A 22,643-nucleotide genomic window follows, 5' to 3' on the forward strand; every position below is an offset into this window, starting at 1 on the left:
TTCATACGTAAGCACTTATACAATTGCATCTTCCAACACTAAATCGTTCTCTGCGAAACGTTCGACTCTTAACGGTGTCAAATCAAGCGTTTCATACTTCCCTTTACAGATCAGCTCTGCCAAGCCAAGACCGACACCAGGCGCTTGCTGCATGCCATGTCCGCTGAATCCAAGCGCAACGTAATAGCCTTTCATCATCGGATGCTCCCCGATAATCGCATTCTGATCGATTGTATTGTGGTCATACATTCCCGCCCATCCAGACTCTAATTTAAGACTTTCAAAGTTTGGAATCCGGTGCGCTAAAATGGGCCATAAGTGATCGAAAGAAGATCGTTTCCATTTAAAGTCGATACCAGGTTTGACCTCATCCGAAAATCCTGTGACGACCCGATCCATCTCGTGCCTGAAATAGACGCCAGTCGGATCAATTGTAAGCGGTAACATTTTCTCTAATTTCTTTGCCGAGTCAAATACATACATTTGACGTTTCAGCGGGACGACTGGTAATGGCAATCCCATCTGTTCACTTAATGCTGCACCCCACGCACCTGCACAATTAATGACAATCGGTGCCGAATAAATGGAACCGTCCAGTAGTTGAACACCTTTCATTCGTCCATTTTCTGTCAGTATAGTTGAAACTTCTGCTGTCTTATAATCTACACCTAAATATTGTGCATTTTTCCGATACGCTTGCATGACAGAATACGGATCCAGATAGCCATCTTCTTTACAGAATAAGCCTCCCGCTAAATCATTGGTTTCCAGTTCCGGAATGATGGTCAGCAAATCGGTGGTTGAAAGGATTTCAGAAGGAACGCCCAGTGTATTTTGCAATTTGAGTTGCTTCTCATAAGCTGGCAGCATCCGTTCAGTAGCCAAAAACAAGTAGCCGCGCTGCTTGAAATCTATTTCTGCCTTTTCTTCACCAATAGCCATGTCTTCTGCAAAGTTTTTGTAGACTTCCAAACTGAATCGGCTCAATTGGATATTGATAGCCGTCGAATACAATTGCCGGAATCCGCCTGCACTTCGGGATGTGGAGGAATACTCATACGTAGGATCTTTTTCAAAGACGAGGATATCGCCCTCGAATCCGTTCTTACGCAATGAATACGCTGTACTCGATCCCATAACTCCGCCACCTACGATGATAATATCCGCTTTTTTCATAGCCTGTACTCCCCCTAAAATTGTAGTCCGCCTTCGTTACTTCATGTAAGGTCAACAGTCACTCCTGCTTTGTTTTTGCAAGCTTTATCGTAAAAGTATTTGGCGATGACAATGTCTGCAATGGCCAGCCCAACCGATTTAAAGACCGTCACTTCCTGATCAGACTCTCTTCCGGATAACTTCCCACTTATAATTTGTCCAAGTTCACCGTGCAGCGCATCACTGGTATACACTCCAGCTCGGATCGGAACAACTAAATCGCCCGATTCTTCCAATGCCGATTCTTTCGACTCCACCACCACTTTCGCTGCCTTACAAATGGCCGATGTCGGTAACTCTTGCATAGTTGGCTTGAAAGAACCTACTCCATTTACGTGGGCACCGGGTTTTAAAAGTTCCGTAAATACAGGTTGCATAGATGTTGTAGCGGTAACCAGAATATCTGACTGTCTCACCACCTCATTCGGATCTTCGCAAATGACAACTTCCTTATTAAACTTGCTCCTTACAAACTTTGAAAACGCGAGTGCCTTTTCTTCACTTCGATTGTGTATATACAGCGTATTGATATCCCTCACTGCCAGAATCGCTTCACAAAGTCCCATGGCTTGTTCCCCAGTACCAATAATCCCAAGTGTTTTTGAGTTTTCCCGGGAAAGGTACTTTGTTGCAACTCCCGATAACGCTCCTGTCCGTATTCGCGTTAAATAGGAACCTTCCAATAAGGCGAGGGGTTCTCCCGTTGTTACATCTGATAGCATAACAACACCGTTTATGACCTTTTTTCCAATTTCCAAATTAGAAGGTACAACATTGACATATTTAAGTCCCATTGCTTGGAGACCTTCTGCTACTGAAGGCATCACGACACCAGAGTTTTCAGTGCCAAACGGTAAAATCGTTCGAATGGGTGTATCGGTGGCTGACGCCGAAAATTCCATTAAGGCAATCTCGATACAGTGTAAAATCTCTTTCATATCCACTAGTTCCATTTGGCTTTTAGCACTCAAAACTAATATTTGAAATCCCTCCCATCACTGAATCTATTCTGTCTTCCAATATACTTTCATATGTTGAAAGTAATACATCCAAAATGCACAATAGTTTAGAACAAATCCTAACAATTTCAGGTCAGATCTTCCACTCTGGCTCGAAAATCCAACAATGGAAAGGGTGGAACGAATTGCAGAACATAGGGCACTATGCACAATCAATAGTTGATCAGTTTTCTTCCATATTGAATATCCCGATCAGCATTACGGATAATGAGGGGCTGGTGATCGGGAGCACCGATAATAAGCGATTAGGTTCACACCACATGGCGACTGCTGAAGTGACACGTTCAGGGAAGATGATGTTTTTCACTAAGGAACAGACAACCGAACTTGTCAACGTCTTACCAGGCATTGCAGCTCCATTGCGGTTCCAACAAGAAACAGTTGGGGTACTCGGTCTTATTGGTGACCCTGTGAAAGTTGAACGATATGTCCAATTTGTCCAATCCCATATAGAAATGCTGCTCATGGAACAACACCGTTCCCGAACGGTTGCGTCACAAATGGAAACGATGAGGGATTTCTTTATTCGTTTATTAAGTTATAAAGAGACAGCTGATTTCAAGAGCATCCATAGCTATTGTGAATTGCACGGATTCCCATTAGGAAAGCCAAAACGTGCTATTTTACTGAATCTGCTGTCTTCCGATGAGCCCTCAGCATCGTTCGAACAAACACAACTATTCAACCAAGAAGACCAAGAGCTATATGCATTCTTGAAGAATTTATTCATTAAAAATGAGCAGGGTATTATTGTGCCGTTACCTGCAGGAGAATGGCTCATCTTGGTCGTTGACCATAATCAGGATAGGACTTCGATGATGAAAAGATTGGAGCTCGCTTCAGACAAGCTGCGTATCTTCTTGGAGACCCGCGAGATCGGCAAAAGATTCATGTTTTCATTCGGCGGTCCCTCTCCATCGATAGAGAGTCTATTGGAATCCTATGAGGACTGTAGAAGAGCTTTGGAGATTGCCAAACGCCATCAGTTTCAACAATCGATTGTCTCCTTAGACGACTGGAGCCTACTATCCCACGGTGTGGAGGAAATCATACTCCCCGCTCAGCGCACATTGGACAATCACATTGAAAAATTATTAAATCATGTAAACGGCACTGTCCTCATCGAAAGTTTTCTCGTCTATTGTGATGAACAGCTGAACATGAGCCAAGCCGCCAGGAAACTGTACATTCACCGAAATACGCTGTTATACAGATTACAGCAGCTTCAAGAGATTTTGTGCATTGATTTAAATTCTTTTAAACAATGCACACTTTTATATTTAGCATTAAAGAAGCACCATTTTTTTAATAAGGCTACGTAGAATAAGTGCAGCATCAAAATCAGCAGACGGAATACTCTTCACAACTTGGAACGATTTTGGAACAGCCATTTAGAATGCAACCACCTCTTTTCAGAAAAAGCCATCTTAAATATCCATTGGATAAGAATCCATATTGATTCTTGCTTTTCAATTTGGCTTCTTTTTCCATTCACTCTTATGACTACTGACTGCCAGTTGTTCAGATGATTCCCGCCCACTATTCGTTCCAACGTCTTCAGCATGCGCTCCATCTGTTTATGCGCCGCCTGCACTCCGAACTAGCACACAACAAAAAAATGCAGGGGGATAGGTAGCTACTTCTCCGCCTGCATTCTTTTGTGGAGCTTATAGTTAGAAAAATGAAACACACACTCATTCCGCCATCTTAAGAAATCGTCTTGTTCGTTCTTCCTTTGGATGATCAAACACATCTTCAGGATTCCCTTGTTCAACAATTACACCGCCATCCATGAAAATCACGCGATCGGCCACTTCCCTAGCAAAATTCATTTCATGTGTCACGATGACCATCGTCATTCCCTCTTCCGCCAACTCTTTTATTACTTGAAGGACTTCCCTGACTAGTTCAGGATCCAGTGCCGACGTGGGTTCGTCATAGAGCATGACGGTCGGATTCAGGGATAGCGCCCTCGCAATCGCAACACGCTGCTGTTGACCGCCTGATAACTGCGAAGGGTAATGGTCACAACGATCTCCTAAACCCACTTTAATAAGCAAGGATTCCGCTAAAGCTTTTGCTTCAAGGGGTTTGACCCCATAAATCGTCACAGGACCTTCCATCACGTTTTCAATCGCAGTCTTATTCGGAAATAGATTGAATGATTGAAAAACAAAACCGGTTTTCTTCCGTAACTCCCTGATTTCTTTCTTGCGTTTTCGATCCAGTTTCCCACCTGTATGGAGTTCGTGTGGACCAATTCGTATGATGCCTTCGTTCGGTTCTTCTAAATAGGTTAAACATCTGAGAAAAGTCGATTTCCCAGAACCGCTTGGCCCCATTATCACAACGACTTCACTCTTGTTCACAGTCAAGTCCACACCCTCTAAGACGGGATTTTCTCCGAAAGCTTTTTTAAGATTTTTCACATCAATCACCTTCAAGACATTCCCCTCCTTCCCCTGAATTTCCTAACAACATTATCGAACTAAATGTTTCGATGAGCGCTTTTCGAAATTGTCAAGCAAGGTCGTAAAGAACGTAATCAGAATCCAATAGATTGCTGCAGCTGTCAGATAAATTGTTAGAGGTTCAAATGTTTTTGCGATGATCAGACTAGACATTTGCAGGAGCTCAGTCACGGTTATGACAGAGACGAGGGATGTATCCTTTACAAGAACGATGAATGAATTCGACAGTGTTGGGATGGCTATCCGGAGACTTTGAGGGAGAATGATTCTTCTCATCGCTTGCGCATACGTCATTCCCATAGAAATCGCAGCTTCCATCTGCCCCTTGTCCACAGCAAGAATCGATGCGCGGAATGATTCAGAAAGATAAGCACCTGCATTTAAACTTAACGCCATAATTCCAGATGAGATGGGATCTAGTGAAATGCCGATTTGCGGCAATCCATAATAGATGACAAAAATTTGTACAAGAAGCGGTGTTCCTCGTATTACGGAAATATAGATACTGGCAACTTCATATAAGACCTTGAACTTGAGAATTCGGATAAGCGCTGTGGAAAAGCCTATCACGAGTGCGATGATTACGGATATACAGCTTAAAAAAAGCGTCATGATCGTTGCTTTCAAGAGGGAGGGCAATGAATCGATTATTATTGTAATATCCACTACGTCACTTCCTTCCAGACTTTCTACTGAAGCATGCGAACCTATCCATAACGTTAATCTTTCATTTCAATATGGATGCCCAGCTCTTTTAGCGCTTCTAGAAACGGAGCAAATCTGTCGTTCACTATCACCGTTTCTATTGGAACTACTCCTGTTTCCGATATTTTTTTCTCTGCAATCCATTTTGCTGCTAATGCGGCAGGAAGAGCCGTGGTTTTTGCCATGGACGAAATATTTCGTTCATGATCGTATACATCAACCATTTCCCAAGTATAGGTTTTCGCCTTTCCATCCTTCGTTCCATTCACCTCCACTCGCACCACCGTCACATCCTCGTTGGATACTCCTTTCATCTTGGGCGAAAGGATCTTTTCCGAGAATTTCACGGGAGCAGTCATAACCCCTTGTACTTCGATGGGATTATGGTCTAAGAAGCCTAACTCCGCTAACACTTTCATTTTCTCCCAGTGCCCAGGATAGCGAACCGTCTTTTCAGTTAAGTTGCCCACTTTTCCCTTCAACGTAAATGCCGTGCTATGCGCATCTGTTATGACAGCTTCACATGCACCGACCGGTTCGGGGAACGTCAATGACTCAAGTTCCGATAACGGCGGGACTTCTATAATTTCGCCATTTTTTATGGCAACGGCAGGTTTTGTATAAAGTCCTAAGACACTTTCCAACCGAAATACCACCTGGTACCATAGGGGCGGAACTGGCCATCTAGGAACGCCACCGCAAATCAGCACTGCTTCGTCCGCTTCATCCAACAGTTCTATCCCTTGTGCTGCGAGGAAGTTTGTGATGCCAGGTGCGACTCCGCAGCCAGGAATAATCGTGACTCCAGCCTCTTGCGCTTGAGTATGTAATTCCATTTTTTCTATAAACATTGATCCGACTAGGTCCACTAGATGGCATTTCGACGCGATTGCTGCTTTTACAGCGGTCAAGCTTAAGGAATGCGGGAGACATCCAACTGCGACATCTGCACCCTCCAGCACATTTATGAAATCCTCTTCTATTGACAAGGATGTCGTCTTCCCGATCACCTTCGGATTTCTTGCTATTTTGAGGCAGTTATCGATACTTTCCTGTCTGACGTCGACTGCCATGACTGATTCGATTCCTTCGAATTTTGCTATTTCACTGACGATTGTTGTTCCGATCATCCCAGTTCCCAAGACCACTACTTTCATATAACTTATTCACCCCTGTCTGTTTTTTAAAAATGAAAATCCTAAAGTAAACAACACATGCTGATGCTGTTCACTCTAGGAAAGCATCAACTATCTAAAGGATCTGTTCCAAACCATTTTTTATAGATTTCTTTATAAGTTCCATCCTCTTTCATCTCTTTTAATGCCTGATTCACTTTTTCTACAAAGTCCTCATTTCCTTTATTGACAGCCATCCCGATTTCATCTTTATTTAAAATATCGCTGGTGACTTTGATCGGTAAGTTGTTTTCTTTGATGTTATAGTTCATGAGCAGCTGGTCATTAATGATGACATCCAAACGCTTATTCGTTAAATCCTGGATGTAATCGCTTACAGCTTTATACAATTTTACATCTGCACCTTCCACACTGTTCGCAACTTCTTCAAAAGTTGTCCCTCCACCGACGCCTACTTTCTTACCTTTAATATCAGGAAGTTCTGTAATATCATTCGTATCGTCACGCGTCACGAGTACAGAACCTGTCACCACGTATGGATCGGTGAAATCCACACTTTTTTTCCTTTCCTCTGTCACCGTCATCTGCCCGATGATAATGTCGAACTTGTCCGCTTTCAGTCCGCCGATCAACCCATCCCACTTTGTCGCAATGAATTCAGCTTTTACACCTAATCTTTTTGCAATTTCATTTGAAATGTCTACGTCGAATCCTTGGAATTCATCTTTGTCATTCAGAAAGTTGAATGGTGGGTATGTCCCTTCGAAAGCCACTTTTATGACTTTGGAATCGGCGACACGATCGGCGACATCCGCTTTGTTCACTACCGCTACTTTCTCCTTGCCTTTCTCTCCGCAACCTGCAAGCGCAGCCGCTATTATTAAGGCTAGCAGCGAGTACACGAATAACTTCCTCATCTTTACTCCTCCTAGTCTCCTATTTTCGAAACACTGCCGACCTGAATTCCAATCGCCCCCTTTCCATGTGAGCTTATCCATTGGTTGTCCTAGCTATTGAGGAACAAGTTAATCAACTATATGTTCAGGCATTGTGAATGATACATAAAATTCACTCACAAAAAGTTAAAAGCCGCCCGCACCACTGACAATCGCTCATTGTCAATGATGCAGGCGGCCAAAGTTCCACCTACTTAATAGTTATCAATCTGTGCCCGCTGCAATTTCCCGCTATAATCCACATAGACGGATTTCCATTCTGTATAGACGTCCAGGGCGGCTACACCCGAGTCCCTATGCCCATTGCCAGTCCCCTTCGTTCCTCCGAAAGGTAGATGGATCTCGGCACCTGTTGTTCCGGCATTAATATAGACAATTCCCGTATCAAGATCCCTCATCGCCTGGAACGCCAGATTGACGTTGGAAGTGAAAATCGAGCTGGATAATCCGAATTTCACACTATTATTCACTTCGATCGCTTCTTTCAAGTTTTTCACAGGAATAATGGAAACAACCGGGCCGAAGATTTCTTCTTGGGCAATCCGCATATTAACCGTCGCATCGGTAAAGATGGTTGGAGCGTAGAAATTTCCAGTAATGAGGCCGCTATCGGTTACCATACTTCCGCCGGCAAGAAGTGTAGCCCCTTCTGCTAGACCGATTTTCACGTACTCATGGATTTTACCTAGAGAGGCACGATTTATTACCGGGCCTATTTTCACTGTTTCGTCCGCTCCGTCCCCTAGCGATAGTTCGCCAATGCGCTCAACGAGCTTGTTTTCAAGCGCTTCTTTTACATCCTGATGAACAATAATGCGGCTAGTGGCTGTGCACCTTTGACCGCTTGTACCAAATGCCCCCCACAAAATGCCATCCACTGCAAGATCCAGATCCGCATCTTCCAAAACGATGACCGCATTTTTACCGCCCATTTCAAGGGAAGTCCGTTTTAAGAGTTCCCCAGCACGAGCATTGATAGCACTCCCGACTTCATTCGATCCCGTAAAGGATATTAAATCGATATCCGGGTGTTCCACCATAGCATTTCCGACTTCCCTGCCTGAGCCATTTACAAGATTCAACAGACCTTTCGGCAGTCCTGCCTCCTCAAAGATTTTTGCGAATTCATAAGCGATGATCGGCGTTTCAGTAGCCGGTTTCCATACAACCGCATTCCCTGAAACTAACGCCGGAAATGACTTCCATGAGGCGATGGCAATCGGAAAATTCCATGGGGTGATCAAACCTGCAACTCCGATAGGAACTCGTACGCTCATGGCGAATTTGTTCCGCAGCTCGGACGGAACGGTGTCACCAAAGAGACGCCGGCCTTCTCCCGCCATGTAATACGCCATATCGATCGCTTCTTGTACTTCTCCACGAGCTTCATCGATTACTTTGCCCATTTCACTTGTCAGAATCTGCGACAATTCTTCTTTCCGTTCTTTCAATAGAGTTGCGATTGCGTATAAGTATTCAGCACGTTCTGGCGCTGGAACAAGACGCCATTCTCTTTGAGCTTTTTTAGCAGCTTGAACTGCACGATCCACATCTTCCTCGGTGGATTGTGTAACTTCCCCTAACACGTTACCATTGGCAGGATTTAGCACGTCCACAAATTTGCCCGATGAGGATTCACACCACTCACCATCGATGTAGTTAAGTAGTTTTTTCAAGTCATTCCCTTCGTCCGTCTTCTTACCTTTTTTACTTGGATGAACAACTTGGGTAGCTTTTCGATTTATCATATAAATGCCTCCTCATAATTTTTACGTGTTTGCTAAATGCTTTCCTTGATCCGATTGATCGCTTCGATAAGTCTTGTATCCGGAACCGATAAGGAAATCCGGAAATACCCTTCTCCACTTGGACCGAACGCGTTTCCGGGTGTCACGATAACTCCTGTTTTCTCTAGTACATGTGTGACAAATCCAGTGGAGGTAAAACCTTCTGGAACAGGGGCCCACACGAAAAAACTCCCTTTAGGCGGTTCTACATGGATACCGATTGAAGTTAATCCTTCGAGTACCACAGCCAATCGTTCTTCGTAAATTCCGTTATGGGTACTGACACATCCCTGATCGCTGTTGAGTGCAAAGGCTGCTGCTTTTTGGATCGGCGTGAACTGTCCAGTGTCCGTATTGCTTTTAAGTACTGATAAGGCTTTGATGATCTCTTTGTTGCCCACAACATATCCGATTCTCCAACCCGTCATATTGTAGGTTTTAGAAAGTGAACCGAACTCAACTGCCACATCTTTGGATCCCTCGACCTGCAGAATACTTGGTGCAGTATAGTCCGAATACGTCACCATATTGTAAGCAGAATCATGGGCGATCGGGATACCATGTTGTTTTGAAAACGCCACGGCATTCTTAAAGAAATCAATGTCTACCGTTGCAGAGGTCGGATTGCCGGGATAATTCAAAAACATCAATTTTGATCGTTCAATTACTTCTGGAGGAATTGAACTGAAATCGGGCTCGAAATTATTCTCTTTCAGCAATGGCATGTCAAAATACTGTCCGTTCGCAAGTAAAGTTGCCATCCTGTAGACAGGGTAGCTGGGGTCCGGTATTAAAACCATGTCCCCTGGATCGATCAGTGTAGGGATTAAATGAGCAATGCCTTCTTTAGAACCGATGAGTGCCAGTACCTCTGTTTCCGGATCAAGGTCAACTCCATAGTGCCTCAAATAGAAATCTGCGATAGCTTGTCGATATTCAAGACAGCCGATGAAATTGGGATACTTGAAATTAGCAGGATTCTGCATTTCCTCTACTAACTTTCCAACAATATGCGGAGGAGTCGGCAGATCGGGATCCCCAATCCCCAAGTCAATCACATCCACTCCCTTTTCGATCAATGCAGCTTTCTTCTTATTGATCTCTGCGAATAAATAGGGAGGGATTTGTCCTAAACGATCCGATTGATAGTTCATAAAACCACCTGCCTTATCTTTGATCACATCAATATATGCCACAGTATTGAATTTATGATGGCTGGGTCTTAATTATGCGTTCATCTTGGTTTATCCATGTACCTGAATCAGCTGATTTTCCACAACAAAAACGCATTAATCGCAAAAAACCGTCAACTACCTGTTTAGCAGTTGACGGTTTTTTGAATTACATTGTTGTGACGGTTATTATGAAAAATTATTCTTTTATAGCAACATACCTGCAATCGTTGCACTTAACAGGTTCGCCAAAGTTGCGGCTATGATCGCTCTCATTCCCAGCTCGGCAATGTCTTGTCTCCTTGAAGGTGCCATTCCACCTAAACCTCCGACCAACATAGCTAGGGAAGAAAGGTTAGCGAAACCACAAAGTGCAAAACTGATCATAGCTACACTTTTTGGGGATAGGTTCGCTATTTCAGGTGCAAAGGAAGAATAGGCAACAAATTCATTAAGTACAAATTTCTGACCAATAAATGACGCAGCCTGCACAGCTTCCTCCCAAGGGACCCCGATGACGAAAGCAAGTGGAGCGAATAGATAGCCCAATATCTGTTCCAGTGTTAAGGATTCAAATCCAAATACCCCACCAGCTGCTCCAATAATCGTATTAAGTAAAAAAATAAGCGAGATAAAAGCAATGAGCATGGCACCAACACTTACGGCTATTTTTAAGCCATCCATTGCTCCACGAGAGGCTGCATCAATAACGTTTCTCGATTCTTCGTCTTTAACCATTTGAACATCTTCGTCCAAATCTAATGATTCTGATTGAGGAACGATTATTTTCGCGAATAACAAACCAGCAGGTGCGCCCATAAAGGCCGCCGCCAATAAGTAATTCAGCGGGACTCCCATTATTGCATATCCCCCTAAAACTGCTCCGGATACGCAAGCCATCCCACCTACCATAACAGCAAATAATTCGGATTTGGTCATTTTCTCAATATAAGGTTTCACAACCAACGGTGCTTCAGTTGGACCCAAGAAAATATTGGCAGCTGCAGACATCGATTCCGTCTTACTAGTTTTTAATATTTTTGACAAAATCCCACCGATGACCTTGGTTGCAAACTGCATAATCCCAAGATAGTAAAGAACAGAGATTAATGATGCAAAGAAAATGATAATCGGTAATACTTGAAAAGCAAAAGTGAAGCCCGCATTATCAGCGTTCAGAACCCCCCCAAACAAGAACTGAATCCCTTCATTGGACGAGTCAATCACTGTTTGAACAAGTTTTGAAATGAACTGCAAAACCGTCCTGCCAAATTCCCATTTTAAAACGATGAAAGCGAAGATTAGCTGAAAGGCCAAAGCGCCTAAAACGGTTCTTAGATTGATGGATTTCCTGTCTTTGGATAATAATAGTGCAATTGTTAAAATGGTAATAATACCTATAATGCCCCAAATGTATTGCATCGTCTCGCTCCAGTCCTACAAATAAATTTGATGAATACATATTACGTACGATGTATTTCCCTTTAGATAATTCCCTTGAATAGTATCGATAATGAATGGAATGTCTTCTATCTAGAAGGAGTGAACATCTGTTAACACGCTATCGGATTCCCAGTACGAACTCCATCTTTTCTCCATCAATGAGAATTTTCACCCGTGACTTGCTTCGCCAATTCAGTCATGTAGTCAAAGAAAGCATCGCGATTTACATCATACACTACGTTCACTGGTCGACCTTCAGGTGTTTCAACTGTTCGCCCTTGGCTAGGGCCATTTGAGATGACATCACTGTTAAGGGTTTGCACCTTTACAAGCTCACTGTTGCCAACGAATGCAGCAGTTAATACATCCCATAAATAGTAGGTGGAATTGGTTGAAAAATGAACAAGAGGCGGCACCATAGCATAACACTGACCAAGGAAATCGATGCCAATATATCTTCGCTCTCTAGCCCAGCGTTCTCGCACATCCAAAGTCAATGGTACTTGGTTTGTACTTTCGAGCGCGACTAAATCTATTTTAATGTTAGTTTTCCATACTTGTGCAGCAGCTTCTGGATCCCAGAATACATTCCACTCTGCCGTGCCATCATGCTCGGGTTCATGGACATTTCCAGCCTCTCTAAACGTCCCTCCCATCCAAACTAGCCGTTCAATTTTCTCTTCAATCTCCGGCGCTTCATCTAATGCACGGGCTAGGTCTGTAAGAGGACCAGTAAATAATAGAGTTGTTTTTCCAGTGGTCTTGTTGATGGAATCTATCATATGTAAATGTGCAGGCTTTTCAGCTATAGGTGTCTTGACTTCCCCTGCCTCATTTAAAATGGGTAAGGCATCTACTAAAAATGCGTGCATGCGCCAATCTGAAGGGAAAGCATTTTTTCCGCGGGAATTGGATTCAGCTACTTCGATACCGCTATCTCCGAAGCGATCGATAATTTTTCTACTAGCTTCTACCGCTGGTTCCAAATAGCAATCTGCGGGAATAACCGATACTCCTGTCAATTCCACATTCTCCATCTTAAGAAGTAAAAACAATGAAACCAAATCGTCGACTCCGCCATCATGATTAAAGTAGATTTGTTTTTTCGTCACTACTGAATCCCATCCTTCTCCTTAATTATTGTTATATGGATATTCAAAAATATATGCAGCCAATCGGTACCTTGCCTTGGTTTCAAACTTTATCACGAATCCAAACTCCAAAGGGGCGGATTTCCGCAGACTATCAATTGCACGATTATCTTTTAGTTCGCTCTTACATATAGGTAAGCGCGTGAGCTAAGAAAATTCAAGTTTCCCTCAAATCATTCGAGTAAAATACAAAAAACCTGGGTAAGTACTTACCCAGGTTTCGGAGTCACAAAAAGAAAAAAAGAAATGCATTTAATGAAAAATACAATAACTCGTCTTTCTTTCATGTAGTCCGGTAGTTTACGGTTACCCGGTAGAGACGCTTAAGCCATATTCCTAAGCATATACATTCATCATATATTTATTTTTTCAATGTATAATTTTTAGCACATAAGCATGGAATTCGTCAATAGTTACAATGAAAGTTGTTATATTGCGATATTTCAACGTTTAGAAATCTATACAAAATTCATCTCCCAGTAAAACAGAAATACGGTGTTTGACCCCTTACTATCCCAGTGTACAAATGTGGTGAATAGTTGACGTCCTGTTCAATACTTACACGTGAAATGAACTTAATCGATTATTACCGCATCCCTTTTGAAGAGTATTCCCAATCATGGATTGCCTCCTTCAGTTTGATAACCTACAACCCGTTTTCCCACGAACAAATGATGATTGGATGCGTTAAAAATTCCTCAGAAATGTTGTGCACCTATCAATGTTTCAACATAACGATTTTTCTGATATTTATTGCGCGATTTCTGTCTGATCCTCAAACTATCCATTATGTTTACTTTACTCGGATAATTAATAATCTAGTAAAAATAGGATCATTCCATACAGATCCTTCTAGGAGGTATCTTGGTTATGAACTATATCGTTCATAGATCCACTATACCTTACAATCCCGAAAGTCGTTAACTCAATGAGTATATGTCATGAACCCACCCTGCAATTTCGAAAAAAACTCATGATGAAAAGGAGGATACTTTCTGGTGGGCTATCGAAATTGCATATAAACCCAATTTCAGAGAATCATCTCAATTACCCGGTTACTTAGATGTTTTCACCAGCAGTCACTTTATTGTTCCAAATATAATGAACGAATCTAAACTTTTTACCCTTCATTTCAAATTCTTCAAGGTCGCATTCTCTTGGTTCAAATCCATTGTTCTCTAATACTTGTTGTGAAGCTAAGTTGGTGGTGGTTGTAACTGCCTTCAATATTTGTATATTACGTTCTACAACTGATTCCAGTAATAATTTCAATGCATTTTTCGCAATACCTTGCCCAACATGTATTTGTCCCACCCGATATCCCAAATGAGCAACTTTATTCAGTTCATCAATGTCCACTAAATTTATCCTTCCAAGAATAGAACCTTGTTCATCTTTAATGAGGTAGAAAATCGAAATCCCTTTCGCTTGTTCTTCAAGTAAGTTGACATGCCTGGTTTTAAATACTTCAGGGTTATAGTAATCATCTCCTCGAGTAGGCACCGTTTCTTCAAAAAAATCCCTGTTATCCCATTCGAACTTATATAAATCTTTTGCATCTTGGGCAGTTACCTTATCAATAAATAAATTCATGAATATCCACCATTCAATTTTATTTAGGGAAATACTCCATAGGCTCTTTACAAGGAATGTAGCCATTTTTCTTATAGTAATTAATTGAATCCTCACTTGGCCATACGATTACAAATTCAAACCTATTTTCTTTCACCCAATTATTAACGGAACGAAGAAGTTCACTTCCAGTCCCTTGATTTCTGTATTCAGGAATAGTATAAACATTTGTCACATATGCAAATGGATGCGTTGTCTGACCAGGACGAGGCACCTTTTGTATTAACTCCACATATATGTGTGAGGAGATGTTTCCGTTTTCTTCCGCTACCCAAATAAACCATTGGCGACTTTTAAGCGCGCCATCAAAAAATGTTTTGAATATTTCTCTGAAATCTTCATACGGTTCTTCTTTCTTACTTTTGTCAAACTCGATGGTGAAATCCCATCGCATTTTCATTAATTGTTCAACGTCCTCTTTCCTAGCAAGTCTAATATTCATCTAATCCCCCGAATCTATAAACTAGTTTTTGTTACACCTAAAGGTATCTGCAATGTAAAGTGAAGTTGCGAACTTGATTCATAGAGTGCACCTCTTCTGAAATACGTATCTTCTTCATCCTTATTAGAGTAGGAAAAACTTCAAGGCTGTGTGTGTTTGATATCATATAAGAGGATTACAGAATATCGTTTAAATGCACAACCTATTTTCCTAAGAACTACCTTATCCCTATTAACCTTCTACGCTACGATTCAATAAACCTCCAGCAAGATATGAGTTACTTTCAATTTGATCCAAACACTCACACTAATTTATTGTACTTCTAATTATTATTGGCTCCGTTCTTCAATTCCTCAATTTCTGCTTCGATTCTTTCAAGTTCGATTCTCGTGAATAGGGGTTTCACTTCTTTTAGAGTATGCGCAGAAATTTCGATTTCCTGCCATTTCAAATCATTAAGCCCTAATATTTCTTGAACACGCTGACTTGAAAAAGGAAGAAACGGATTTAGGAGCTGCGAAAGGTTTGAAATGATGTAGATGCAGGTAGCCATAGTCCGGTTACATACTGACAAATCTTCTTTAACTTGAATCCATGGCTTTTCATCATCAAAGTATTTATTTGCTTCTCGTATATATTCAAAAATCAGCTCTAGTGCATTTTTCAGATGAGCATCCTCGATAAGCGAACCCACCTGTTGATAGAGATTTTGTATTCTCGTTTTGATCTTTGTTTCAATCTCTTCTTCAGGAGTTATCCCCTTATAATACTTTTCGATAAATTTAAGTGTACGATTTATAAAATTACCATAGGCACCTAGTAATTCACTGTTATGACTATGGACAAATTCCCGCCACGAAAAATCTGTATCCTTATTTTCCGGGGCATTGACTGTCAAAAAATATCGAAGAGAGTCTGCTTCGTATTTTTCTAAATAATATGGAACCCAGACTGCCCAATTCTTACTTGTCGATAGTTTTTGTCTTTCCAATGTCAAATACTCGTTGGAGACAATGTGAGAAGGGAGTGTTGGATTATTGATGCCCATTAAAATAGATGGCCAAATGATTGAATGAAAAGGGATGTTATCTTTCCCATGTACATAATAAGGATTAAAGTTAGTTTTGCAGGTATGGGCCTATGTTTATGTGGTTTAGTTATCATTCAATTTTTTAAATAAAGTATCAAAAAGCCCGCAGCGTTTAACGGCTAACACCAAAGAAATGTAATGCCTATGTCAAATTTCTTGCTATAGGATGATTACAAGTACAACCGTTTCACACTAGGGAATGAATATCGATACTCTTAACTGATAAGGCATGCATGGAAGTATACGCGGGCGAGCTTTAATAATGGTGAATTGGATTGCTACAATCATGTATAATTGGGGGTGGAAATAAGTATATCGAATTAGGAATGCGATATTTGACCGGAGATAAACCGGAAGAGATCAATGGGAAATTGAAAGATGAAAAAGAGGTAGAATAAGATGCAATAGATTTCAACAAACGGATCAGATTGCATTAAATGAGTATGGATATAGCAATATCTCCGTTAAATGCGATTGTTTGAGTCATACAATTGATTCTATACATAGGGGCTAGCCCAGCAATCATTTATGCGTTATATTTACTTCGTAAAATTGCAAATAAGTAAAGAATAATCTAATTACGTTAATGCGTTTGTTCTGCAAACGGGCCATTTTGCGGAACAAGAAATAATTTTATGTTAGAGGGAGATTATTTATGGATAAAGTACAACAATTTTGGAACGATTATTGTGTAGCAAATCATAAGGTAGGGACGGAATATAAAGATGCATTTCAATTTGGGGTCTCGGCAGATTGGTTAGCTGATTTAGTTGTTGAGGGAAAGAAGACAGCGACAACTTCGGGTTTTGTGTTTTATGAGTTAGAAAAAGAAGCTATACCCCAAGCAGGCGAACATTATATTATTCTAAATGGTCAAGATGAGCCTGTCGCAGTCATTCAAATTCAATCCGTCGAAGTTGTTCCGATGAATGAGGTAACAGAAGATTTCGCCTTAGCAGAAGGAGAAGGGGATTATCAGTTTTGGTGGGAAGCGCATGAAAAATTCTTTACCGAAGCACTAAAAGAATATGATAAAGAATTCTCGCCAGAAATATTAGTTGTATGTGAGCGGTTTGAAAAAGTATATCCAAAATAAATAGTGAAACAAACGGGCGCGATTGTTGAAGTTCAGAATTATTTGTGGGGTGGCAAATTTGCCACCTCTTTTTATTTTTTTTGGTTATAAAGTGAAACTAGCTGCAAAAAAAAATGCTTGGCAATTGTCACTGGTAACTGTCTGACTGAAGCGTTCAACTAAATATGAACGGTTTTTTAGATAGAACATCATGGATTTCATCGACTCCTATACTGATCTTCGCAAATAAAAAACTACGGAGTTCTCGTATAGCGAGAACATCCGTAGTTTGTATTGTTTAAAAAGAGTCTACATCCACATCTTCTAAATTAGCCCAATGAGCTTCTTTTTCACTAAACAAGAAGTAAAAGTGCTCTGTTTCTTTAATAGCAGGTGGATTCCCACAAATTTTACAACGTTTTTCGATTAAATCGAGTGGATCTAAAATCGAAGAACACTTATCACATTGGTCCCCCCTTGCTTTAGCACCGCAATTCGGACAAATCCCTTCCACAAAACGATCTGGCAAAAATCGTTGATCTGTTTCGCAATAAGCTTGTTCAATCGTCTTTATATATAGATGTCCGTTCTCATATAGTTTTAAGAAAATGTTTTGTACGGACTCATGATGATGTTCTGCATCAGTACGTGTATAGAAATCATAAGAAAAACCTAACTTCTGAAAACACTGGACAAATTCTTCGTGATACCGGTTGGCAATTGTTTCAGTCGAGGTATTCTCTTGATTGGCGCGAATGGAAATGGGAGTCCCATTACAATCACTACCTGATACATATAGCACTTTTGCTCCTTTTTGTCTGTAATATCTAGCTAAAATGTCTCCTGGCAATAACGCAGCGATATGTCCTAAATGCAACGATCCATTTGCATAAGGCCATGCTCCTCCAATAAATGTTGTCATAACTGTCCCCTCCCTAATATAAAAAACCTCGCCCCTAGACATAAAGAATGTCTAAAGACGAGGTTTCCTCGTGTTACCACCTTAATTCGCTAACAAGTTTTCTCATTAGCCTCAGTAAGTACATCGTATTACGCATGTACTTTGACATTTATAACGAGTGTCACATCTCGTCAAAGCCTATCTCATCAAACTGAAAGTCGACTTTGCTGCTCAAAGGCCATTTTCAATCAACTATTTTCTGCTTCTTTTCAGATTCCGAAGCTCTCTGTTAGAAAATTGAGGTTGACCTACTTTCCTTCTCATCGCTTTTTAAAATCTATTTCACTTATTATTGCACAAACACTGAAAATTTAAAAGTCTTTATTACTCCAAATTATTACATTTGTTCATAGTAACTTATTTCTCGCCGATTCCTCACTCCGCTTAAAATTTTTTCAATGAAGTGGAATACAAGTTAGATTTGGATGGCCGTATGTTGTAAACAAATAAGAAGCTGGCAACTACTGCCATACTCCAAGAACCGGTAACGACAACCACTCTGATAGAAATCATTTCTGCTGCTAACCCGAAAATGACAGTTAGAAGGATGATTAGGAATGCCTCAATAACCCCATAAATACTTCCGATTCTTCCCATCACATGTACAGGTATATTGTTTTGGTAGAACGTATAAAAACCAGTATTTGCAAAGGCCGAGGCAAACGATAAAACAAAACAACCAACAATTGCTATAAAAAAAGTAGTAGACGATGAGAATACGATATATCCCACTGCAGTGAACAGGGAACCTACTCCTATTAACCATGAGGTAGGTACCTTTTCCACAGTGAATGTATTCGTTATCGAACCCATTAATAAGCCTGCACCTGCGCTACTTACTAGAAGTCCATAATCCCTTTCAGATAAGGAAAGTACTCTGGTTGCAAATGCAGCTTCCAAAGAATCTGTAGCTGTCATCAATACGATCATGACACTAAACAAAAAATAAATAAGCATGGTGTATGAATAGTTACGAGTAAACTGTATGACCAGTTTCCAGTCGTCTTTCAGTAGACCAACAGTCAACTTCCTATCTTCTGTTCTTGAAAATTCTTCATCCGCCTCAACATTAGGCATCGCCATTGTAATAAACGCTGACACAAGTAGAGCAACGGCATTCAAGTATATAGCCATATTGGGTGTCCCTATTGCAAACATAATTCCGGCTATCGCTGGACCGGTAAGAAAAGCTCCTGAATCGAGCAAACTTCGTAACGCGTTAAAACGTTTTCTCTGCTCCATCGGAATTAGCTTTGTAATATAAGTCATTGATGTTGGATGATACATAGAACTCGCCATTGTTAGAAAAAATACCATGCTATAAATAAGTACAAGAGATGAAAAGTAAGGCAATATAGCAATTAGGCACGCTTGAAAAAAATTAAGAATAATCATGAGATATTTCTTATTTCGACGATCAATAAGGCTTCCGGACCAACTATTCGTAAGTAGGGTCGACAAAGCCCTTATGATATACAATCCTGAGACTGCCATTGCTGATTCAGTTAGGTTAAGAACGATCAAATTTAAAGCGATGAAGTAAATCCAACTGCCAACACTTGAAATCCCAATGCTGAATAGCAGAATGGAGGGGTACCGCCAACCGTCAATTAACTTTTTAAAACTCATTTTAGCTCCCCCTCTTATTAAATTTAACCAACAAAAAAATCCCACCTCCAAGACACGTGTCTTGGAGGCGAGATTCTATAATCGCGGTACCACCCCAGTTTATTAATATGTCACCATATTAATCTCATCAAGTACAACACAAAAACATGTGATACTCTAGCTCTATAACAGGAGCTCCTGGCACCTTATCCCCTATAGTAAGTTCCGAGGTGCTGCTCAGAGGTTTGCTTCAATAATCATTTCTTACTCCTTTTCAGCTACCGGAGCTCTCTAAAAAGAAATTAATTATTTACTCTTCTCTTCGTCGCATTTAGTTTAAAGAATAGTATCACTAAAAACTCTTTTAGTAAAGAGCACTTAATTTTGATTGCAAATCGAAAAGTAAAATGCCCATCAATGCACAAGCCTAAAACACGAAACACGTCCTCTTCATCTACTAAAACGATTCTAACTATCGGCAATTTCCATGATAGATATTAATCTATAATGTGCTTAGTTTCCCTCTTTTAAGGCAATTACTTCAATCAGAAGCAAATAATCAAGAAAATAATAATACTTATTTGGGCAATCTTTTTTACAAACATGTACCATCTCATAACTATCATTCGTTACTGGATTTTCATTCCAATCTTTATAACCATTCATTATGTCAAAGCCGTTCACTAACAGAATTCATTCCATTTCTCTAGGGAATACATATCTTAAACTGATTTTGGTTCTCTTGTCACCGGTCACTTGTCCATCCTTGGTTTTGGACCTTCTGATGGTCGTATAGTTCTAAATTTGTTTCAAAGAAACATAGTGACTTTGTGTGGAAACATCCACTATATTCAGTGTTTCGTTATCAGTGTGAAATTTCCAATACTCTTCCGTACTAGGCTGTAATAATTCCTCAATGCTCGGAAACCTAATACCAAAAATGAAAACTCCGTCAATTTCTAAGTGTTTATTCACAGAAGCTAATAATTCATCTTGTTTATCGTTAGTTAGTAAATGTTGAAATGAATTTCCGACTGAATATATCAAATTACTTTTACAAGGAAGATGCAGTTTTGTGCAGTCTTGTTCAACCCATTCTAGTTGCACGTCAAGATTGCTTGATTTTTTTCGAGCCTCTTTTAACATTCCTTTTTGTATATCTACTCCTAAAAGGTTATAACCGCTTTTGCCAAAGGAATAGTCAGTCTACCGGTACCACATGCTAAGTCAATAATAGGCCCTTTTGTATTATATTCCCAAATCATCTAAAATGGTAATTCTGTAAGATACGGTTCATTTTTTTTTCATATTAGATTCGGATCATCATATTCCTCGAAATTAGTTAACGTCATTTTACATCTCCCTATTCTTCATATATGCATGCCTGTACACGAAACTTACTAAACTGTTTTTTGCACAGGCATGCTCTCTTCTACTAGTCCACTGTCACTGAAAGTTCTTTCACTTTCAAAGAAGGTGAACCGTAGCCACCTGGTACAAATTTCAAATCAGCACCAACCGCTTCGATTGACTTCATATAGTCATAGAAATTCCCTGCGATTGTCATCTGTTTCACTGCAGATGCAATTTCACCGTTTTTAATATGGAAGCCTGTCGCAGCTAATGAGAAATCCCCAGAGATTGTATTCGTGCCGGAGTGGAGACCTGATAATTCTGTAATCAGAACTCCATCCTCTATACTAGCAATCAAGTCCGCCTGGCTGTCTTCGCCTGGAGCAATGTACATATGGTCAGGTGCTACTGATATTGTACTTTTATACGAGGACTTACTTGCATGCCCAGTGGATTCAACTCCATCTTTTTTTGCGGTTTTCCGATTGTGCAGCAGCGTTTCAAGTATTCCCCCTGAAATAATAATCGTTTTTTGAGTTGCTACCCCTTCCCCATCGAAATGGCTGCTTGTCAACGCTTCAGGATGGAAGGGATCATCGATAAGCGTAAAGTTTTCCGCTCCAATCCCTTCACCAATCTTGCCTTTCAGCAGTGACTGATCTTTTTGTGCTTCTTCGGCAGAAAAGATCGGAGTAAATGCCGCTAATAAGGAAGCAGATGCATCGTGACGCATGACAATCGGGTATTTCCTAGATGGAATCGATTTCTCTCCGAGGTGAGAAAGTGCCTCCTCAGCTGCTTCTTTAGCTATTTCATCTGCATCTAAAGAATTGAAATCCCGAGTCAACCGGACAGCGCCACCCGTCTTCATTTCTTCGCCATCTTTTGCAACTACGGAAATGAATACAATGAGTCCATTCATTTTATCTTGTAAAGAAAGACCTTTGTTATTTGTTAGGACACGTTCCCGAGTAAAATCCTGAAGAACACAATAATTTAACGTTACAATTCGCGGATCATAGGCTAACGTTCTCTTTTCAACTTCTTTAATGAATGCGATTTTCTCTGTAATCGAGATATTTGCAAGCACATCGTTAAAACGGGATTGTTGAGAGTATTGTTCACTGCCTTCAAAAATATCCGTTCCGTCATCTTCATCTAACACTGCTGCATTCGCTTTAGCACTATCGATTAAAAATGAAATCGACTCATCCTCGATCTTTTCTGTATAGGCATAACCCATTTTTCCGTTATGCAGACCTCTGAAGCCAAGACCGCTTTCTTCAGACGTTTCATAGCTATCAATTTCCCCTTCAAATATATTCACTTGGAATGAAGCCGAGTTTTCAAAATACACTTCAGCTTCCTCAAAATCGGAATCCTTTGCTTTTGTCAAAAGCTCTTCCTGAAAAGTTTGGATGTCCATT

At 40.6% G+C, this 22,643-nt stretch carries 17 protein-coding genes, 2 pseudogenes, 1 riboswitch and 2 other annotated features; of the genes and pseudogenes, 2 read left to right on the top strand and 17 right to left on the bottom strand.

What is annotated here, in order from left to right; translation table 11 throughout:
- Positions 1 to 15: 15 nt before the first annotated feature.
- Together ABE021_RS11605 and ABE021_RS11610 are read right to left on the bottom strand one after the other, a co-directional pair.
- Positions 16 to 1,176, bottom strand: coding sequence for an NAD(P)/FAD-dependent oxidoreductase (locus ABE021_RS11605; RefSeq protein WP_430288854.1), 1,161 nt, complete (start codon positions 1,174 to 1,176; stop codon positions 16 to 18).
- Positions 1,177 to 1,217: 41 nt separating this feature from the next.
- The gene (locus tag ABE021_RS11610; protein ID WP_430288940.1) at positions 1,218 to 2,195 is read right to left on the bottom strand and encodes an ornithine cyclodeaminase family protein; all 978 of its coding nucleotides are present in this window, start codon (positions 2,193 to 2,195) and stop codon (positions 1,218 to 1,220) included.
- 164 nt (positions 2,196 to 2,359) lie between these two features.
- Here ABE021_RS11610 and ABE021_RS11615 point away from each other — a divergent pair, with 164 nt between their 5' ends.
- On the top strand, positions 2,360 to 3,556 hold the full coding sequence (locus ABE021_RS11615; protein WP_430288855.1) for a sugar diacid recognition domain-containing protein: 1,197 nt from the start codon (positions 2,360 to 2,362) through the stop codon (positions 3,554 to 3,556).
- Between the two features lie 372 nt (positions 3,557 to 3,928).
- On the opposite strand, the gene ABE021_RS11620 is transcribed toward ABE021_RS11615, so the two are convergent.
- The 11 genes and pseudogenes from ABE021_RS11620 to ABE021_RS11670 all read right to left on the bottom strand — a co-directional run.
- The gene (locus ABE021_RS11620; RefSeq protein WP_430288942.1) at positions 3,929 to 4,672 is read right to left on the bottom strand and encodes an amino acid ABC transporter ATP-binding protein; all 744 of its coding nucleotides are present in this window, start codon (positions 4,670 to 4,672) and stop codon (positions 3,929 to 3,931) included.
- Between the two features lie 42 nt (positions 4,673 to 4,714).
- Entirely contained in the window at positions 4,715 to 5,371 is a 657-nt protein-coding gene (locus ABE021_RS11625; protein WP_430288856.1) for an amino acid ABC transporter permease, read from the bottom strand.
- Between the two features lie 53 nt (positions 5,372 to 5,424).
- Positions 5,425 to 6,567 (bottom strand): saccharopine dehydrogenase family protein, encoded by a 1,143-nt coding sequence (locus ABE021_RS11630; RefSeq protein WP_430288857.1) that lies wholly within the window; start codon positions 6,565 to 6,567, stop codon positions 5,425 to 5,427.
- 86 nt (positions 6,568 to 6,653) lie between these two features.
- Positions 6,654 to 7,463, bottom strand: coding sequence for a transporter substrate-binding domain-containing protein (locus tag ABE021_RS11635; RefSeq protein ID WP_430288858.1), 810 nt, complete (start codon positions 7,461 to 7,463; stop codon positions 6,654 to 6,656).
- A gap of 233 nt (positions 7,464 to 7,696) precedes the next feature.
- Entirely contained in the window at positions 7,697 to 9,178 is a 1,482-nt protein-coding gene (locus tag ABE021_RS11640) for an aldehyde dehydrogenase family protein (RefSeq protein ID WP_430288943.1), read from the bottom strand.
- 104 nt (positions 9,179 to 9,282) lie between these two features.
- Positions 9,283 to 10,443, bottom strand: a complete 1,161-nt coding sequence (locus ABE021_RS11645) for an LL-diaminopimelate aminotransferase (protein WP_430288859.1) — start codon at positions 10,441 to 10,443, stop codon at positions 9,283 to 9,285.
- Between the two features lie 225 nt (positions 10,444 to 10,668).
- Positions 10,669 to 11,883, bottom strand: coding sequence for a NupC/NupG family nucleoside CNT transporter (locus ABE021_RS11650; protein WP_430288860.1), 1,215 nt, complete (start codon positions 11,881 to 11,883; stop codon positions 10,669 to 10,671).
- Between the two features lie 176 nt (positions 11,884 to 12,059).
- Positions 12,060 to 13,016, bottom strand: a complete 957-nt coding sequence (locus ABE021_RS11655) for a nucleoside hydrolase (RefSeq protein WP_430288861.1) — start codon at positions 13,014 to 13,016, stop codon at positions 12,060 to 12,062.
- A 307-nt stretch (positions 13,017 to 13,323) separates the two neighbouring features.
- Positions 13,324 to 13,425, bottom strand: a riboswitch (purine riboswitch).
- Between the two features lie 689 nt (positions 13,426 to 14,114).
- A complete protein-coding gene (locus ABE021_RS11660) occupies positions 14,115 to 14,648 on the bottom strand; it encodes a GNAT family N-acetyltransferase (RefSeq protein WP_430288862.1) in 534 nt (177 codons plus the stop codon).
- A 19-nt stretch (positions 14,649 to 14,667) separates the two neighbouring features.
- Positions 14,668 to 15,129, bottom strand: a complete 462-nt coding sequence (locus tag ABE021_RS11665; RefSeq protein WP_430288863.1) for a GNAT family N-acetyltransferase — start codon at positions 15,127 to 15,129, stop codon at positions 14,668 to 14,670.
- A 322-nt stretch (positions 15,130 to 15,451) separates the two neighbouring features.
- A pseudogene (locus ABE021_RS11670) lies at positions 15,452 to 16,237 on the bottom strand (class I tRNA ligase family protein); the annotation flags it as partial.
- Between the two features lie 637 nt (positions 16,238 to 16,874).
- On the opposite strand from ABE021_RS11670, the gene ABE021_RS11675 reads away from it, so the two are divergent.
- On the top strand, positions 16,875 to 17,315 hold the full coding sequence (locus ABE021_RS11675) for an ASCH domain-containing protein (protein ID WP_430288864.1): 441 nt from the start codon (positions 16,875 to 16,877) through the stop codon (positions 17,313 to 17,315).
- Between the two features lie 328 nt (positions 17,316 to 17,643).
- Here ABE021_RS11675 and ABE021_RS11680 read toward each other — a convergent pair.
- The 4 genes and pseudogenes from ABE021_RS11680 to ABE021_RS11695 all read right to left on the bottom strand — a co-directional run.
- Positions 17,644 to 18,216, bottom strand: a pseudogene (locus ABE021_RS11680) (class I tRNA ligase family protein); the annotation flags it as partial.
- A gap of 50 nt (positions 18,217 to 18,266) precedes the next feature.
- Positions 18,267 to 18,528: a binding site (T-box leader), on the bottom strand.
- 111 nt (positions 18,529 to 18,639) lie between these two features.
- A complete protein-coding gene (locus ABE021_RS11685) occupies positions 18,640 to 19,884 on the bottom strand; it encodes an MFS transporter (RefSeq protein WP_430288865.1) in 1,245 nt (414 codons plus the stop codon).
- Between the two features lie 60 nt (positions 19,885 to 19,944).
- Positions 19,945 to 20,198: a binding site (T-box leader), on the bottom strand.
- Positions 20,199 to 20,661: 463 nt separating this feature from the next.
- Positions 20,662 to 21,009: a hypothetical protein gene (locus ABE021_RS11690; RefSeq protein WP_430288867.1), complete on the bottom strand. Its 348-nt coding sequence runs from the start codon at positions 21,007 to 21,009 to the stop codon at positions 20,662 to 20,664.
- Between the two features lie 289 nt (positions 21,010 to 21,298).
- Complete coding sequence (locus ABE021_RS11695; protein WP_430288868.1) at positions 21,299 to 22,642, bottom strand: TldD/PmbA family protein; 1,344 nt, start codon at positions 22,640 to 22,642, stop codon at positions 21,299 to 21,301.
- Position 22,643: the final 1 nt, after the last annotated feature.

The sequence above is a fragment of the Sporosarcina gallistercoris genome (assembly GCF_050459885.1).
In the GTDB taxonomy this organism is placed as follows: domain Bacteria; phylum Bacillota; class Bacilli; order Bacillales_A; family Planococcaceae; genus Sporosarcina; species Sporosarcina gallistercoris_A.

Coding starts and splice junctions, on each gene's coding strand:
- ABE021_RS11605 (WP_430288854.1), bottom strand. CDS start 1,176: ATGAAAAAAGCGGATATTATCATCGTAGGTGGCGGAGTTATGGGATCG.
- ABE021_RS11630 (WP_430288857.1), bottom strand. CDS start 6,567: ATGAAAGTAGTGGTCTTGGGAACTGGGATGATCGGAACAACAATCGTC.
- ABE021_RS11635 (WP_430288858.1), bottom strand. CDS start 7,463: ATGAGGAAGTTATTCGTGTACTCGCTGCTAGCCTTAATAATAGCGGCT.
- ABE021_RS11645 (WP_430288859.1), bottom strand. CDS start 10,443: ATGAACTATCAATCGGATCGTTTAGGACAAATCCCTCCCTATTTATTC.
- ABE021_RS11650 (WP_430288860.1), bottom strand. CDS start 11,883: ATGCAATACATTTGGGGCATTATAGGTATTATTACCATTTTAACAATT.
- ABE021_RS11660 (WP_430288862.1), bottom strand. CDS start 14,648: ATGAATTTATTTATTGATAAGGTAACTGCCCAAGATGCAAAAGATTTA.
- ABE021_RS11665 (WP_430288863.1), bottom strand. CDS start 15,129: ATGAATATTAGACTTGCTAGGAAAGAGGACGTTGAACAATTAATGAAA.
- ABE021_RS11675 (WP_430288864.1), top strand. CDS start 16,875: ATGGATAAAGTACAACAATTTTGGAACGATTATTGTGTAGCAAATCAT.
- ABE021_RS11685 (WP_430288865.1), bottom strand. CDS start 19,884: ATGAGTTTTAAAAAGTTAATTGACGGTTGGCGGTACCCCTCCATTCTG.
- ABE021_RS11690 (WP_430288867.1), bottom strand. CDS start 21,009: ATGTTAAAAGAGGCTCGAAAAAAATCAAGCAATCTTGACGTGCAACTA.
- ABE021_RS11695 (WP_430288868.1), bottom strand. CDS start 22,642: ATGGACATCCAAACTTTTCAGGAAGAGCTTTTGACAAAAGCAAAGGAT.